General features: G+C 69.0%; 14 protein-coding genes, 1 tRNA gene and 1 pseudogene. 14 read left to right on the top strand and 2 right to left on the bottom strand.

Features of this window, described 5'->3' with window-relative positions:
* From VFF46_RS39860 to VFF46_RS39850, 3 genes are all read left to right on the top strand, one after another.
* A partial coding sequence (locus VFF46_RS39860; protein ID WP_325042474.1) for an ArsA family ATPase occupies positions 1–1,050 on the top strand: 1,050 nt, incomplete at its 5' end.
* A gap of 94 nt (positions 1,051–1,144) precedes the next feature.
* Positions 1,145–3,496, top strand: coding sequence for an endopeptidase La (gene lon, locus VFF46_RS39855; RefSeq protein WP_325042473.1), 2,352 nt, complete (start codon positions 1,145–1,147; stop codon positions 3,494–3,496).
* A 194-nt stretch (positions 3,497–3,690) separates the two neighbouring features.
* Positions 3,691–6,042, top strand: coding sequence for a penicillin-binding protein (locus VFF46_RS39850; RefSeq protein WP_325042472.1), 2,352 nt, complete (start codon positions 3,691–3,693; stop codon positions 6,040–6,042).
* Positions 6,043–6,089: 47 nt separating this feature from the next.
* On the opposite strand, the gene VFF46_RS39845 is transcribed toward VFF46_RS39850, so the two are convergent.
* Positions 6,090–6,557 (bottom strand): GatB/YqeY domain-containing protein, encoded by a 468-nt coding sequence (locus VFF46_RS39845; protein WP_325042471.1) that lies wholly within the window; start codon positions 6,555–6,557, stop codon positions 6,090–6,092.
* 26 nt (positions 6,558–6,583) lie between these two features.
* On the opposite strand from VFF46_RS39845, the gene VFF46_RS39840 reads away from it, so the two are divergent.
* From VFF46_RS39840 to VFF46_RS39795, 10 genes are all read left to right on the top strand, one after another.
* Positions 6,584–7,528: a metallophosphoesterase gene (locus tag VFF46_RS39840; protein ID WP_325042470.1), complete on the top strand. Its 945-nt coding sequence runs from the start codon at positions 6,584–6,586 to the stop codon at positions 7,526–7,528.
* A 24-nt stretch (positions 7,529–7,552) separates the two neighbouring features.
* Positions 7,553–7,629: transfer RNA gene (locus VFF46_RS39835), tRNA-Pro, on the top strand.
* 67 nt (positions 7,630–7,696) lie between these two features.
* Positions 7,697–8,998: a J domain-containing protein gene (locus VFF46_RS39830; RefSeq protein WP_325042468.1), complete on the top strand. Its 1,302-nt coding sequence runs from the start codon at positions 7,697–7,699 to the stop codon at positions 8,996–8,998.
* A 4-nt stretch (positions 8,999–9,002) separates the two neighbouring features.
* Complete coding sequence (lipB, locus tag VFF46_RS39825; protein ID WP_325042467.1) at positions 9,003–9,632, top strand: lipoyl(octanoyl) transferase LipB; 630 nt, start codon at positions 9,003–9,005, stop codon at positions 9,630–9,632.
* A gap of 9 nt (positions 9,633–9,641) precedes the next feature.
* Positions 9,642–10,061, top strand: a complete 420-nt coding sequence (locus VFF46_RS39820; protein WP_325042466.1) for a hypothetical protein — start codon at positions 9,642–9,644, stop codon at positions 10,059–10,061.
* Positions 10,054–10,752, top strand: coding sequence for a carbohydrate-binding family 9-like protein (locus VFF46_RS39815; protein WP_325042465.1), 699 nt, complete (start codon positions 10,054–10,056; stop codon positions 10,750–10,752). Before VFF46_RS39820 ends, VFF46_RS39815 begins: the two co-directional genes overlap by 8 nt.
* A gap of 43 nt (positions 10,753–10,795) precedes the next feature.
* Positions 10,796–11,731, top strand: coding sequence for a tetratricopeptide repeat protein (locus VFF46_RS39810; protein ID WP_325042464.1), 936 nt, complete (start codon positions 10,796–10,798; stop codon positions 11,729–11,731).
* Between the two features lie 98 nt (positions 11,732–11,829).
* Positions 11,830–12,618, top strand: a complete 789-nt coding sequence (locus tag VFF46_RS39805) for a CoA transferase subunit A (protein WP_325042463.1) — start codon at positions 11,830–11,832, stop codon at positions 12,616–12,618.
* Between the two features lies 1 nt (position 12,619).
* Positions 12,620–13,249, top strand: a complete 630-nt coding sequence (locus VFF46_RS39800; RefSeq protein ID WP_325042462.1) for a CoA transferase subunit B — start codon at positions 12,620–12,622, stop codon at positions 13,247–13,249.
* Positions 13,250–13,288: 39 nt separating this feature from the next.
* A complete protein-coding gene (locus VFF46_RS39795; protein ID WP_325042461.1) occupies positions 13,289–14,182 on the top strand; it encodes a carbohydrate kinase family protein in 894 nt (297 codons plus the stop codon).
* A 57-nt stretch (positions 14,183–14,239) separates the two neighbouring features.
* Here the strand turns inward: VFF46_RS39795 and VFF46_RS39790 are convergent, their stop codons facing one another.
* On the bottom strand, positions 14,240–14,965 hold the full coding sequence (locus VFF46_RS39790; RefSeq protein ID WP_325042460.1) for an NUDIX hydrolase: 726 nt from the start codon (positions 14,963–14,965) through the stop codon (positions 14,240–14,242).
* A 78-nt stretch (positions 14,966–15,043) separates the two neighbouring features.
* Here VFF46_RS39790 and VFF46_RS39785 point away from each other — a divergent pair.
* Positions 15,044–15,370, top strand: a pseudogene (locus tag VFF46_RS39785) (hypothetical protein); the annotation flags it as partial.

The following is a 15,370-nucleotide window of genomic DNA, read 5'->3' as shown; positions in this document are numbered from 1 at the left end:
GGGGTCGGCAAGACCACCACGGCGGCCGCGCTCGGGCTGCGGGCGGCCGAGCGCGGGCGGAAGGTCGTCGTACTGACGATCGACCCGGCCCGGCGGCTGGCGCAGTCGCTCGGGCTGACCGAGCTGGACAACGTCCCGCGGGCGGTGGCCGGTGCGAACCCGGCGAACGGCGGCCGGCTGGACGCGATGATGCTGGACATGAAACGGACGTTCGACGACGTCGTACTGCAGCACGCGACGCCGGAGAAGGCCGAGCAGATCCTCGCGAACCCGTTCTACCAGGCGCTGTCGTCGTCGTTCGCGGGGACGCAGGAGTACATGGCGATGGAGAAGCTCGGGCAGCTGCACCACCAGGCCGAGCGGACCGGCGACTGGGACCTGATCATCGTCGACACCCCGCCGTCCCGCTCCGCGCTGGACTTCCTGGACGCCCCTGAGCGGCTCGCGTCGCTGCTCGAAGGGCGCTTCCTCCGGCTGCTGCTGGCGCCCGCACGCGGCCCGTTCAAGCTGATGTCGGCCGGGGTGAACATGGCGATGTCGGTACTGAACAAGGTCCTCGGCGCGCAGGTGCTGACCGACGTACAGACGTTCGTGGCCGCGTTCGACACGCTGTTCGGCGGGTTCCGGCAGCGGGCCGAGCAGACCGTGGCGCTGCTCCGCGAGCCGCACACCGCGTTCCTGGTGGTGGCGTCGCCGCAGAACGACGCGCTGCGGGAGGCGTCGTACTTCGCCGAGCGGCTGCGGGCCGAGGGAATGCCACTGGCCGGCGTCGTGCTGAACCGGGTGACGACGACGCAGGCCTCCGAACTCTCGGCCGAGCGGTCACTCGCTGCAGCCGAGAAGCTCGAGGAAGCGGACAAGTCGCCGCTGACAGCCGCCGTACTGCGGTTGCACGCGGACAAGATGCAGCAGGTCGTCGGCGACCACAAACGGGCGGACCGCTTCCGCCGCGGCCACCGCGCGATCCGGACCGTCGAGGTCCCCGCGCTGGCCGACGACGTCCACGACCTGACCGGTCTACGCCAGATCGGCGACCTGCTCACCGCCTGATTTCACCGTCAGCGAACTCTCAGGGCCTCGGGAATTACCTGCTTACACCCATGGTTGAGCCTGTCAGACTCAATCTTGAAAAGGGTGTGACAGCGTGACCGATACGTTGAATCTTCCTGTTCTGCCGCTGGACGACGCCGTGGTCCTGCCGGGGATGGTCGTGCCGGTCCGACTGGCCGACAGCGAGGCCCGGGCGGCGATCGATGCCGCGCAGGCCGCGGGTCAGGACCAGGTGCTCCTGGTGCCGCGACTGGACGGGAAATATGCGAAGGCCGGAACGCTCGGTGAGATCGAGCAGATCGGCAGGCTGCCGGGCGGTGCCCAGGCGGCCGTGATCCGGGGCTCCCAGCGGGTCCGGATCGGCGCCGGGACCACCGGTCCGGGTGCCGCGCTCTGGGTGGGCGCGACGGTGATGCACGAGATCACCGACGACCGCTCCGCGGAGCTGGCCCGGGAGTACAAGTCCCTGACGACCTCCGTGCTGCAGCGTCGCGGCGCGTACCAGGTCATCGATTCGATCAAGCAGGTCGACGACCCGGCGGAGCTGTCCGACCTGGCCGGCTACGCGTCGTACCTGACCAACGAACAGAAGTCCTGGCTGGTCGAGAACGCGAACGTGTCCGAGCGGCTGGAGAAGCTGATCGGCTGGGTGAAGGACCACCTCGCCGAGCTCGAGGTCTCCGAGACGATCCAGAAGGACGTCCAGGAGGGCATGGAGAAGCAGCAGCGGGAGTTCCTGCTGCGCCAGCAGATGGCCGCGATCCGCAAGGAGCTGGCCGAGCTCGACGGCAAGGCCGAGTCCGAGGAAGAGGACTACCGGGCCCGCGTCGAGGCGGCCGACCTGCCCGAGCACGTCCGCAAGGCCGCGCTGACCGAGGTCGACAAGCTGGAGCGGACCTCCGACCAGTCCCCCGAGGTCGGCTGGATCCGGACCTGGCTGGACACCGTCCTCGAGCTGCCGTGGAACGAGCGGACCGAGGACAGCTACGACATCCGCGAGGCGCGGGCCGTGCTGGACGCGGACCACGCCGGACTGGACGACGTGAAGCAGCGCATCACGGAGTACCTGGCCGTACGGCGTCGTCGCGCGGACCGTGGTCTCGGTGTCGTCGGCGGTCGTCGCAGTGGCGCCGTACTGGCGCTCGTCGGGCCGCCTGGTGTGGGTAAGACCTCGCTGGGTGAGTCCGTGGCGCGGGCGATGGGACGGAAGTTCGTCCGGGTCGCGCTGGGTGGCGTGCGGGACGAGGCCGAGATCCGCGGTCACCGGCGGACGTACGTCGGTGCGCTGCCGGGCCGGATCGTCCGGGCGATCACCGAGGCGGGTTCGATGAACCCCGTCGTCCTGCTGGACGAGATCGACAAGGTGGGCGCAGACTACCGGGGCGACCCGACCGCCGCACTGCTGGAGGTCCTCGACCCGGCGCAGAACCACACCTTCCGGGACCACTACCTGGAGGTCGAGCTGGACCTGTCCGACGTGGTCTTCCTGGCCACGGCGAACGTGCTGGACTCCATCCCGGCGCCGTTGCTGGACCGGATGGAGCTGGTGCAGCTGGACGGGTACACCGAGGACGAGAAGGTCATCATCGCACGTGACCACCTGCTCCCGCGTCAGCTGGAGCGGGCGGGCCTGACGGCGGACGAGGTGGCCATCCAGGACTCGGCCCTGCGGGTGCTCGCGGGTGAGTACACCCGGGAGGCCGGCGTACGGCAACTGGAGCGTGGCATCTCCCGCGTACTGCGGAAGGTGACGGCCGAGCTCGCCCTGGGCGAGGATCCGGGACAGCTGACCATCGGCTCCGGCGAACTGAAGGAGTACCTGGGCTCGCCCAAGTTCACTCCCGAGTCGGCCGAGCGTACGGCGCTTCCGGGTGTGGCGACCGGGCTGGCGGTGACCGGTGCGGGTGGTGACGTGCTCTTCGTCGAGGCGTCGCTGGCCGACAAGGAGACCGGCCCGACCGGCGTCACGTTGACCGGGCAGCTGGGTGACGTGATGAAGGAGTCGGCGCAGATCGCCCTGTCGTACCTGCGCTCGCACGGCGCGGAGCTGGGGCTGCCCGTCGGCGACCTGGCCGAGCGGAACGCCCACATCCACGTGCCGGCCGGTGCTGTCCCGAAGGACGGACCGTCGGCGGGTGTGACCATGACAACGGCGCTGGCGTCGCTGCTGTCCGGACGGCCGGTCCGTTCGGAGGTCGCGATGACCGGTGAGGTGTCGCTGACCGGACGGGTGCTCCCGATCGGTGGCGTCAAGCAGAAGCTGCTCGCCGCGCACCGGGCCGGACTGACCACGATCCTGATCCCGAAGCGGAACGAGCCGGACCTGGAAGACGTACCGGCGTCCGTGCTCGCGGAGCTGACCGTGCACCCGGTGAGCGACGTCCGCGAGGTGCTGGAGCTGGCCCTGGAGCCGGCCGAGGTACAGGCGCACCAGTACGCCGCATAACGCAGTACCGAAGAGGGCCCGGGCGTGTCGCCTGGGCCCTTTTCCTCCTTTTGGACGAACTTTGTCCAGCGGCTGTGACTGAACTCATAGGCGTGGCAGTAACCCAAACGGGCGATCCCGTAGTCTCTATAACCATGCGCGTGAGGGAGAAGGGCGACCGGGGAGTCGTCCAATCTGTGGTTCTGTTCCTAGGGGTGAGCGTGCTGTCGGGGGCGTTGGCTGCCGGTCTCGCCATCCCGCTCGCCGGCCTCGCCGGCTTCACCACGGAGAAGACCTCCGCGACGCTGCAGGACCTGCCGCAGCAGTTCGACGAGGTGCCGCTGAAACAGAAGAGCACGATCCTGGCCGCCGACGGCTCGGTGATCGCGACGCTGGCCGAGCAGAACCGGGTGCCGGTGAAGCTCAAGGACGTCGCCCCGATCATGCAGAAGGCAATCGTCGCGATCGAGGACGACCGGTTCTACGAGCACGGCGCGCTGGATGTCAAGGGCACCCTGCGAGCGCTGATACAGAACCAGTCGTCGGGCGGCATCCAGCAAGGCGGCTCGAGTATCACCCAGCAGTACGTGAAGATCAGCCTGGTCGAGAAGGCGACGACACCGGCGGAGGTCGCCGCCGCGACCGCCGACAACTACCAGCGCAAAGTCGCCGAGCTGCGGTACGCGATCGCGGTCGAGAAGCAGTACTCCAAGCAGGAGATCCTGGAGAAGTACCTCAACCTCGCCAACTTCGGCGACGGCGCCTGGGGCATCCAGGCCGCCGCCCAGCACTACTTCTCGGTGAACGCGTCGCAGCTGACGCTGCCGCAGGCCGCGATGCTGGCCGGCCTGGTGAAGAACCCGACCGGCTACGACCCGACCAACAACCCGAAGCGCTCCAAGGAACGCCGCGACGTGGTCATCCGCCGGATGCTGCAGCTGAACGTGATCTCGGTCTCCCAGGCCAACTCGGCCCTGAAGACCCCGGTCATCGACCCGAACAAGGTCCGCCCGAACAACCTCGGCTGCGCGAACGGCCCGTACCCCTTCTACTGCGAGTACGTCGTCGGCGAACTGGAGAACAACCCGGCCTTCGGCAAGACCAAGACCGACCGCTCGAACTATCTCAAGACCGCCGGTCTCACCATCAAGACCTCGCTGGACCCGAAGATCCAGGCGGACGCGCAGCGCTCCATCGACACCCACTCCAAGCCCACCGACGACGCGATCGCCGCGATCACGATCGTCGAGCCCGGCACCGGCCTGGTGAAGGCGATGGCCCAGAGCCGCCAGTACGGCAGCAAGCGCGGCCAGACGGCGTACAACTACAACGCCCCGAAGACGTACGCGGGCGGGTACGGCGGCTTCCAGAACGGCTCGACGATGAAGGCCTTCACGATCGCCGCCGCGATCCAGAAGGGCATCCCCCTCAACTACAAGATCGCGTCACCGAGCCCGATCCACCTGGGCGGCCAGACGTTCAGCACCTGCAACGGCCCATACAAGATCATGGGCAGCTACGACCCGCAGAACTCGACCAAGAACGTCCCCGACCCGACGATGATCGAGGCTGCCCAGAAGTCCACCAACACCTACTTCCTGCAGCTCTCACAGCGCACCGGTCTCTGCCCGATCGCGAAGATCGCGGGCGCGCTGGGCATGTATGACGCGCAATCACTAGGCCCGCTTCAGCAGGTGCCCGCGATGACTCTGGGCGTCGATCTGATCACGCCCTTGCAGCTGTCAAATGCGTACGCCGCGTTCGCCGCGCGCGGCATGTACTGCACCCCGTGGGTCGTCACGTCCGTCAAGGACTCGGCCGGCAAGCCCATGAGCATCCCCGGCGCCAACTGCAAGCAGGTGCTCGCGCCTGAGGTCGCCGACGGCGTCAACGCAGTTCTGCACCAGGTGATGGAGACCGGCGGCACGGGTAGCAAGCTGAAGTTCGGCTCCAGCGATCTGGCCGGTAAGACCGGAACCATCAACGAAGCCAAGGCTGTTTGGTACGCGGGCTACTCGACCAAGCTCGCAGCAGCCGCGACGGTGGCCGATGCGTCGCTGCCGTACACGAAGCTGATCGGCCAGACCCTCAACGGCCAGACGATGAACGACGCATCCGGTTCCGGGACTGCCGGGCCGATCTGGGAGGCGGCGATGAAGGCCGCCCTGCAGGGATACCCGACCACGCACTTCGTGGCGCCGTCGGACAAGACGCAGCGGGGGGATGTGAAGGATCTCCCGTTCGTGAACGGGATGAACCCGCAGGACGCGTCCAACAAGCTGAAGCAGGCCGGCTTCCAGGTCACGATCGCCTCCGGCACGGTCAACTCCCCGGAGACCGCCGGCACCGTCGCCTACACCGACCCCCGCCAACGCGACGGCGCCCCGGCCGGCTCCCTGGTCACGATCTACATCTCCAACGGCAACAACAAGAACCAGCCGAGCGGCACCAACACACCCAAACCCCCGACCACCACCAACACCGTCAACCCGAACTGCCCACCCTGGAACCCGAAGTACCCCAACTGCGGCGGCGGTGGCGGTGGTGGCGGCCACGGTCACGGCTGACAGACGGCAGGGCCTCGTCCGGGAAACCGGACGAGGCCCTGGTCGCTTCAGGCGCCGAGTTGGCGTTTGACCTCGGCGGAGACAACGGCGCCGTCGGCCTTGCCCTTGACCTTGGGTTGGAGGGCGCCCATGACCTTGCCGATGCCGCGGGGGCCGAGTTCGGCGGCGCCGGTGCTCGCGATGGCCTCGGTGACGAGGGTTTTGATCTCGTCCTCGGTCAGTTGTTCGGGGAGGTACTCGGCGAGGATGTCCGCCTCGGCCTGTTCCTTGTCGGCGAGCTCGGCGCGGCCGGCGTCGCGGTAGGCCACGACGGACTCGCGGCGCTTCTTCGCCTCGGAGCTGAGCACGTCGACGATCTCGGCGTCGCTGAGCTCGCGGGCCTCCTTGCCGGACACCTCCGCCTTGGTGATCGCGGTGAGCGCCATCCGCAGCGTCGACTTGCGGATCTCGTCGCGCGCCTTGAGGGCGGCGGTCATGTCGTCGTGCAGGCGCTGCTTCATACCGGAGTTGGACATGACCACGATTGTGGCAGGCTGGAGAAATGAGTTTGCGCGGGATCGCCAGTGCCACCCTGAAAACCACGGCCGTGGTGAGCGCCGTGGGCGCCGCCGGTGTCGCGTACGCGGCCGGGATCGAGGTGCGCTGGTTCACGCTGCGGCGGTTCACGGTGCCGGTGCTGCCGGACGGTACGCCGCCGCTCAAGGTGCTGCACCTGTCCGACCTGCACCTGATGCCGACGCAGGAGCGGAAGATCCGCTGGGTGAACGACCTGGCCGCGCTGGAGCCCGACCTGATCGTCAACACCGGCGACAACATCTCCAACGAGGAGTCGGTCCGCCCGCTGCTCCGTGCGTACGGCGACCTGCTCGATCTGCCCGGCGTGTTCGTGTTCGGCTCCAACGACTACTGGAAGCCGCACTTCAAGAACCCGGGCAAGTACCTGCTGCCCGCGAACAAGCAGCGCCACAAGCCGCACGGCCCGAACCTCCCGTTCGAGGAGATGCGCAGCGCGTTCACCGGCGCCGGCTGGACCGACCTGAACAACGCCAAGGCCACCCTCAAGGTGAATGGCCTGCGCCTGGACTTCGCCGGCACCGACGACCCGCACATCAGGCGCGACCGGTACGACGAGGTCGCGGGTGAGATCGATCCGACGGCGGACCTGTCGATCGGCGTCACGCACGCGCCGTACCAGCGGGTGCTGAACGGCTTCGTCGGCGACGGGTACCCGCTGGTCCTGGCCGGCCACACGCACGGCGGCCAGCTGGCGGTCCCGTTCTACGGCGCCCTGGTGACGAACTGCGACCTCGACACCTCCCGCGTGAAGGGCCTCTCGACCTGGGGATACAACGGCCGCCAGGCCGCCCTGCACGTCTCGGCAGGCCTCGGTACGTCGCCGTACGCGCCGGTCCGGTTCGCCTGCCGGCCGGAGGCGACACTGCTCACTCTGGTGCCGCGGATAAACCCGATTTCGTCCGGACGCTGAGCCCATGTAAGCTACTCGCGACTTCGGGCTGTGGCGCAGCTTGGTAGCGCGCTTCGTTCGGGACGAAGAGGTCGCAGGTTCAAATCCTGTCAGCCCGACCACCATTGAGGGTCAGTCACTGCGGTGACTGGCCCTCAGTGCGTTCGGGACGCGTCGGAGGTGCAGGGGTTGAGCGGGGCCGATCACTACGAGGTGCTGAACGTCGAGCGCTCGGCCAGTGCGGCGGAGATCAGGTCGGCGTACCGCAAGATGGCGCTGAAGGTGCACCCGGACCAGGGCGGCAACGCGGCGCTGTTCCGGCTCGTGCAGGAGGCCTGGAGCACGCTCTCGGACCCGGCGAAGCGGGCCGCGTACGACCGCTCGCTCGACGGCCACACGCCCCGGCCGGAACCACGGCAGCCCGCCCCGGAGCCACCAAGGCAGCCGGAGCCCGAGCACCAGTGGACCTGGTCGACCGACCAGCCGTGGTCCAGCACCCCGCCCGGCCCGGACCAGGTGCGGTCCGACGGCGCCGGTCCGGTGCTGATCTACCCGACGTTCGGCCAGTGGCGGATCCCCGGTCTGGTGGCGCTGGGGGTCTACGCGGTGCTGGTCGGCATCGTCCTGGTGTCCACGCGTTACGACAACTTCATGGCGTACGTCTTAAGCGTCGCGACGGCGGCGATGGTCGTGGTGGTGCTGCCGCCGCACTGGAGCCGACGAGTACCGCTCCGTGGTCTGTTCAAGCTGCTGGGCGTCCTGATGGGCCTGGGCTACCTGGTGACGCTGCTGCCATTCGTGCACATCGGTATGTCCGGAGCCGACCGCGCCCTGGTCATCGCGCTGGTCGCCGGCCTGTTCGTGGTGCGGTTCGTCACCGGGCGATGGTCGAAGTACTACGAGCTGGACCGCGTGATCGACCGGCAGGCGGCGTTCGAGTTCAACCTGTGGGGTACGCCGGGTGAGCCGCTGGTCAACGACACGCTGGCGGCGCCGATCTCGCCGTACGACGCGCTGCTTCAGCGGCGTACGGCGAACCTGCTGGACCCGGTGCTCACCGCGCTACCCGGGGCGAAGCTGGTGAACGGTGCGCAACTCGAAGCGATGGTCGTCGACCACCTGCTGCTCAACGGCCACCGTGCCGCTCTGATTGTCTCCCTGGTCGGCCCTGGCGGGACGTACTCGCTGGACGCGTACGGTGGTCTCCAGCTCGACGGGCAGCCGCTACAGAGCCCGTCGCCCGCTCTTGAGGCTGCTGTCGAGTCCTGGCGCCGCCGCCTGCGGCAGGTCGACGTACGCGGGTTCCTGATCATTCACCCGGACGCAGGCGGCACGGTCCGCACGCAGGACCGTGCAGACGCCAAGGTCACCTGTCTGTCGGCACAGTCCGCCGCACGCGAGCTACACGCGTGGCTGCAGCCGGAAGGCAGCAAGGTCTACCGCACTGTGCTGTACGACATCCTGCACCGCGCACCGTACGGCCTAACCTGAATGTATGCAGCGGGTTGATCTCGGTGAGGTGGAGTACGACGTCGCGGCGAAGGACATGCGCGGCTGGGTCGAGGAGCGCGTCGAGGGGAAGGCCGAGGACCGGCTGTTCCTGCTGAGTCATCCGCCGGTGATCACGTACGGCCCGCGGACGGTTCTCGACGACCTGCCCGCGGAGGCGGCCGGGATCCCGACGGTGGAGGTCGACCGCGGCGGGTTCGCGACGTACCACGGCCCCGGCCAGCTGGTCGGGTACCTGGTGATCGACCTGCATCAGCGCGGCCCGGTCGACGTCGTCCGCTGGGTCGAGAACGGCCTGGTCGACGCGCTCGGCTCGCTCGGGTTCCCGCTGGTACGCCGGGACACGCCGAAGGGCGCCAGCAGCCTGGTCGGGGTGTGGACCGCGGACGGGCGGAAGCTGTGCTCGATCGGGATGCGGATCCGGCGCGGCGTGACCAGCCACGGGTTCTCGGTCAACGTCGCCCCGGACATGACCGTCTTTCACACGTTCACGAGCTGCGGGCTGCACGACGTGACGATGGTCTCGCTCGCCGAGCTCGCGGCCGAGCAGGGCAAGTCCGTACCGAGTGAAACCGACGTGCGCGATGCCATCGCGAACTCCCTGGGAGCCCGATAACCTGCGGCAATGAGCGAGGACCAGGAACGACCGGGGCGGTACGACGTCCCGCCGTTGCCGCCGGCACTGATCCTGGCCGTGGTCGGCCTGCTCTGCGGGTTCGCGACCGTCGCCGGCGTGTGGCTGGGCGAGCGCGGCTGCGAGCGGTTCCGGGACACCACGAACTGTGGTGCGCTCGGCCTGCCGCTGCTGGTGCTGATCGTGGTCGTCACGATGGTGCTCGGCGGGCTCGCCCTGAGCCGGCTGGCGATGCCGCACCCGCGGCTGGTCCCGTTCCTCGGCGTCGCCTTCATGGTCGCGCTCGTGGTGGCGTTCCTGACCGGCCACCTGGACTCACCGTGGATCCTCGCCGTCGTACCGGTGCTGACCGCGATCACTTTCCTGCTCGCCAATCTCGTCGCCCGACTGCTGGAGCGTGCCGATGCCTGACCTGCCCGTCTACGAGTGCCGCCGGACCGCCACCGCGCCGAGCCTGGACGGCACCCTGACCGACCCGGCCTGGGAGTCCGCCGCCTGGACCACCGACTTCGTACCGATCGCGGACGGCCCGGCGCCGCGGTTCCGGACCCGGTCGAAGCTGATGTACGACGACCGGTACCTGTACGTCGGCGGCGAGCTCGAGGAGCCGCACGTCTGGTCGACGATGACCGAGCACAACAGCCGGCTGTACTTCGAGAACAACTTCGAGCTGTTCCTCGACCCGGACGGCGACGGCCAGAACTACTACGAGTTCGAGATCAACCCGCTCGGCACGATCTGGGAGCTCACGCTGCCCAAGCCGTACGTCGACGGCGGCGTACCGATCGACCCGTCGAACCTGCCCGGCCTGCGGACCGCGGTCCACGTCGACGGCACGCTCAACGACCCGTCCGACACCGACACCGGCTGGACGGTCGAACTCGCCGTACCGTGGGCGGACCTCGCGCCGTACAACAAGGGCCGTGCGACGCCGCCGAACCCGGGTGACGAGTGGCGGATGAACCTGATGCGCTGTCAGTGGCCGCACGAGGTGGTGGACGGCACGTACGTGAAGGGCGAGGCCATCGAGTTCTGGGTCTGGTCACCGCAGGGCATCGAGGACATGCACCAGCCGTCCACGTGGGGCGTGCTCCGTTTCTGACCCCGTGACACGGCGTTAACACGACCGGGAGACAATGAAGCACGTGAACTTGGGGGGCTCCGGCGAACCACACGGGCTGGAGGCGGACCAGGTCGTCAGCGCGATCGAACGCGCGTGCGAGAGCGACCTGCGGACCGCCCTCCGGCTGGTCGCGCGCTATTCGGCGTACTGGTGGTCGCACGGGCTCCAGGACGAGGCCGCGGCGGCGGCCGAGCGTGTGCTCAGCATGCTCGGCCGGACCGTCCCGGTCGGCCTGGACGAGGAGTACCTGCTGGCCGTCATCCACGGCGCCGCGTCCGCGGAGCAGGAGCAGGTCGAGCTCGCCCAGCAGATCGTCCTGACGACGGACGGGCCGTTCCAGTACTCCGTGACCGTGCTGCTGTGGTCCCTGGTCTTCGGGCCGTTCGAGCCGGCCGCGGTCGTCGACGAGGTGCTGGAGCGGAACGAGGGCGGCGACGCGTGGACACGGGCTGCCGTTGAGCTGTGCCGTGGGTACCCGGGCCTCAGCACGCCAGGGCCTCCCGGTGAGGCTGCACAGGCCCTCCGTACGGCGTTGGGCCGGTTCCGGATGCTGGAGGACCGCTGGGGCATGTTCTTGGCGCTCAGCGCCCTCCGGCAGGTCGTGGACGAGCCTCTGGACGTAACCACCGAGGCCCTGGAGCTGGCGGAGTACCTGTGCCTCACCGAGGAGACCGCACTGCTCCTGTGCGAGCGCGCTGACCTCTACCGGGCGCTCGGCAAGCTGGAGGACGCTCACGAGGACTACAGCCGGGCCTTGTCGATCGGTGAGCACGCAGACCTCCCGGAGACGGTCGCGGCGGCTCGGGTCGGGCTGGCACGTGCAGCACGAGGTACCGGCAACCACCCGGCGGCACGCGCGCACCTGTCCGCCGTACTGGCGCTGCCCAACCTGGACCTGGCGCACCACGAGGCGATCCTGGAAATGGCAGCGCTGAACGCGTCCGAGGCGTCGGCCTGACAGACACCGGCACGACTGTGGGGTCAGCCACATCGCGGCCGGTTGCAGTGCTCGTTAGAGTCGGGAGCGAATCGGGACCGACTGCAACGGAGCAGCTGATGGACAAGACGTACGGGTCGCCGCAGGAAGCGGTGGCGGACATCGAGGACGGGGCCAGCCTCGCCGTCGGCGGCTTCGGGTTGTCCGGCAACCCGATGGAGCTGATCAGGGCACTGCACGACAAGGGGGTGTCCGGGCTCAGCGTCGTGTCGAACAACTGCGGCGTCGACGGCTGGGGGCTCGGCATCCTGCTCGCCGACAAGCGGATCGCCAAGATGACCTCGTCGTACGTCGGGGAGAACAAGGAGTTCGCCCGGCAGTTCCTGACCGGCGAGCTGGAGGTCGAGCTGACACCGCAGGGCACGCTGGCCGAGAAGCTCCGCGCGGGCGGCTGCGGGATCGCCGCGTTCTACACCCTGGCCGGTGTCGGCACGCAGGTCGCCGAGGGCGGGCTGCCGCAGAAGTACAACGCCGACGGGTCGGTCGCGAAGGCGTCGGAGGCCAAGGAGACCCGGGAGATCAACGGGACGACGTACGTCCTGGAGGAGTCGATCACCACCGACTTCGGGCTGGTGCACGCGCTCAAGGGCGACACCCACGGGAACCTGGTGTTCGACCGGAGCGCGCGGAACTTCAACCCGCTGGCCGCGATGGCCGGCCGGGTGACGATCGCGCAGGTCGAGGAGCTGGTCCAGCCTGGTGAGCTGGACCCGGACTCGATCCACCTGCCGGGCGTCTACGTCCAGCGTGTGGTTGCCGTCGGCAAGGACATCGAGAAGCCGATCGAGAAGCGTACGGTCCAACCCCGCGAGGCCTACGAGGCGCAGCGCGAGAAGCTGGAGGCCTGAGATGCCACTCACGCGTGAGCAGATGGCGGCCCGGGCCGCGGCCGAGCTCGAGGACGGGCAGTACGTGAACCTCGGCATCGGCCTGCCGACCATGGTGCCGAACTACATCCCGGACGGCGTCACGGTCGTCCTGCAGTCCGAGAACGGGATCCTCGGCGTCGGGCCGTACCCGGTCGAGGGCGAGGAGGACCCGGACCTGATCAACGCCGGCAAGGAGACCGTCACGACGATGCCGGGCGCGAGCTTCTTCGACTCGGCGCTGTCGTTCGGGATGATCCGCGGCGGGGCGATCGATGCCGCCATCCTGGGCGCGATGCAGGTGTCTGCCACCGGTGACCTGTCGAACTGGATGATCCCCGGCAAGATGGTCAAGGGGATGGGCGGCGCGATGGACCTGGTGCACGGCGCGAAGAAGGTGATCGTGCTGATGGAGCACGTCGCGAAGGACGGCTCGCACAAGATCGTCGCGGAGTGTGACCTCCCGTACACGGGCCGCGGCGTGGTCGACCGGATCATCACCGACCTCGCGGTACTGGACGTGACCGACGACGGTCTGCAGCTGGTGGAACTCGCCGACGGCGTCACGTTCGACGAGCTCCAGGAGAAGACCGGGGCGCCGATCAAGAAATAGCCCTGTGATCCGCGGCCAAAGTCGGGTATTACGGGAGCCGTGGAGTTGGATGTGCTGGTCATCGGCGGAGTAGGCATCGACACGATCGTGCGGGTACCGAGCCTGCCGTTGGCGGATGTGGACACGGTCCCGGTGGAGCCGATCGAGACGTACCTGGCGCACACCGGGCACGGTGTCGCGCTCGGGTGCCACCTGCTCGGGCTGAACGCCGGGCTGGTGGACGTGATCGGCGACGATCCGGAGGGCGCGCGGATCCGGCGCGCGTACGCCGACCTCGGCATCCCGTTGCGGGTCATCCTGCACCCGAGCGGCACCCGCCGGTCGGTCAACCTGGTCGCCCCGGACGGCCGCCGGCTGTCGATGTACGACGGCCGGCACCCGGACGGCCTGCGCGTCGACCCGAACCTCTGGCGCCCGCTGATCCGCCGCGCCGAGCACGTGCACGTCTCGATCATGGACTTCGCCCGGGACGCGCTCGGCGACGCGATCGCCGCGGACCGCTCGATCTCCACCGACCTGCACGACTGGGACGGCCGCAACGACCACCACAAGGACTTCGCGACCGCGTCCGACATCGTGTTCGTCTCGAAGGCCGCGCTCCCCGACGACGGCATCGACTGGATCCTGGCCAACGGCCGCGCGGACGTGGTGGTCGCGATGGCCGGCGCCGACGGCAGCTACCTGCACGTCCGCGGCGAGAAGGTCCGGCACTTCCCCGCGATCGACCTCCCCGACCGCCCGATCGTCGACACCAACGGCGCCGGCGACGCCTACGTGGCCGCCTTCCTGGCCCGCTACCTCGATGGCGCCCCGTGGCCCGAAGCCGCCCAGTCCGGCACCCTGGCCGCCTCCTGGGCCTGCACGAGCCTCGGCACCCACACCAACCTGATCACCGCGGAGGAGCTAGCTGTTCGAATGCGAACGCTCGGATGAAGCAGTCCCGCGGCTGACCGACCGCGAACAGCACACACTCCACCACCGACGCGGCGGTCAACGGGTCATCGGGGGGTGCAGCGTGGTGGCGGTGCCGCGGTGGAAGAGCTGGGCGGGGCGGCCGCCGTCGCGGGTCGTGGTGGCGCCTGCCGGGGCGACGAAGTCCGGGGTCTTGGTGACCTTGCGGTGGAAGTTGCGCGGGTCGAGCGGGATGCCCCAGACCGCCTCGTAGACGCCGCGGAGCTCGGAGATCGTGAACTCCGGCGGGCAGAACGCGGTCGCCAGCGGCGAGTACTCGAGCTTGGCGCGGGCCCGTTCCACCGCGTCGGCGAGGATCCGATGATGGTCGAACGCCAGCCGGCCGGCGTCCCGCCGTACATCGGCCCCGGCTCCCACGTCGGCTCCGGCTTCCACCTGCAGTACGTCGGTGACGTCGGTCCAGCTCGCCGACGCGGCGTCGGAGCCGGCCACCGGGGCGGGCAGATCCGGGACCAGCGCCAGGTACGCCACGCTGACCACCCGCCCGCGCGGGTCCCGGTCCGGGGCGCCGTACGTCGCGACCTGCTCGAGGTGCAGCCGCTCCGCCGACAGACCGGTCTCCTCCACCAACTCGCGGCGGGCCGTCGCCTCCAGGTCCTCGTCCGGCCGCACGAACCCGCCGGGTAGCGCCCAGTACCCCTGGTACGGCGGGATGCCGCGACGGATCAGCAGGACCTGCAGCCGGCCGTCGCGGACGGTCAGGATGACCAGGTCGGTAGCCAGGCCGAGCGGTACGAAATCCATGGACCCACTCTAATCGTCATCTTGACGAGAAGCCATCACGGCCCTTATCGTCATATTGACGACAAGGAGATCACAGAGATGGCAGACATCACCCGGTTCCTCTTCATCAGCCACCTGCGGGCCAACCCGACCACCCACGTGCGGCACCTCCGCAACGGCAAGCTCGCGCACGACGGCGCCGGCCAGGCGTTCTGGTTCCGCGCGCTGAACTCGTCGCTGAGCGAGATCCCGGTCGACGACCGCGAGCAGCCGCTGCTGTTCCACGGACGGACGCAGGACTTCCAGGACGTCGCGGTGCAGGCGACCGTCACGTACCGCGTGACCGACCCGGCGCTGGCCGCGACCCGGCTGGACTTCGGGATCGACCCGGGCAGCGGCCGCTGGCGGTCCACCCCGCTCGAGCAG

It is taken from the genome of Kribbella sp. (assembly GCF_035655035.1).
In the GTDB taxonomy this organism is placed as follows: domain Bacteria; phylum Actinomycetota; class Actinomycetes; order Propionibacteriales; family Kribbellaceae; genus Kribbella.
Note: the sequence above shows the minus strand (reverse complement) of the source record. Positions and strands in the feature narration are given on the sequence as shown.

Coding starts and splice junctions, on each gene's coding strand:
- VFF46_RS39845 (WP_325042471.1), bottom strand. CDS start 6,557: ATGTCCAACTCCGGTATGAAGCAGCGCCTGCACGACGACATGACCGCC.
- VFF46_RS39840 (WP_325042470.1), top strand. CDS start 6,584: ATGAGTTTGCGCGGGATCGCCAGTGCCACCCTGAAAACCACGGCCGTG.
- lipB (WP_325042467.1), top strand. CDS start 9,003: ATGCAGCGGGTTGATCTCGGTGAGGTGGAGTACGACGTCGCGGCGAAG.
- VFF46_RS39820 (WP_325042466.1), top strand. CDS start 9,642: ATGAGCGAGGACCAGGAACGACCGGGGCGGTACGACGTCCCGCCGTTG.
- VFF46_RS39815 (WP_325042465.1), top strand. CDS start 10,054: ATGCCTGACCTGCCCGTCTACGAGTGCCGCCGGACCGCCACCGCGCCG.
- VFF46_RS39805 (WP_325042463.1), top strand. CDS start 11,830: ATGGACAAGACGTACGGGTCGCCGCAGGAAGCGGTGGCGGACATCGAG.
- VFF46_RS39800 (WP_325042462.1), top strand. CDS start 12,620: ATGCCACTCACGCGTGAGCAGATGGCGGCCCGGGCCGCGGCCGAGCTC.
- VFF46_RS39790 (WP_325042460.1), bottom strand. CDS start 14,965: ATGGATTTCGTACCGCTCGGCCTGGCTACCGACCTGGTCATCCTGACC.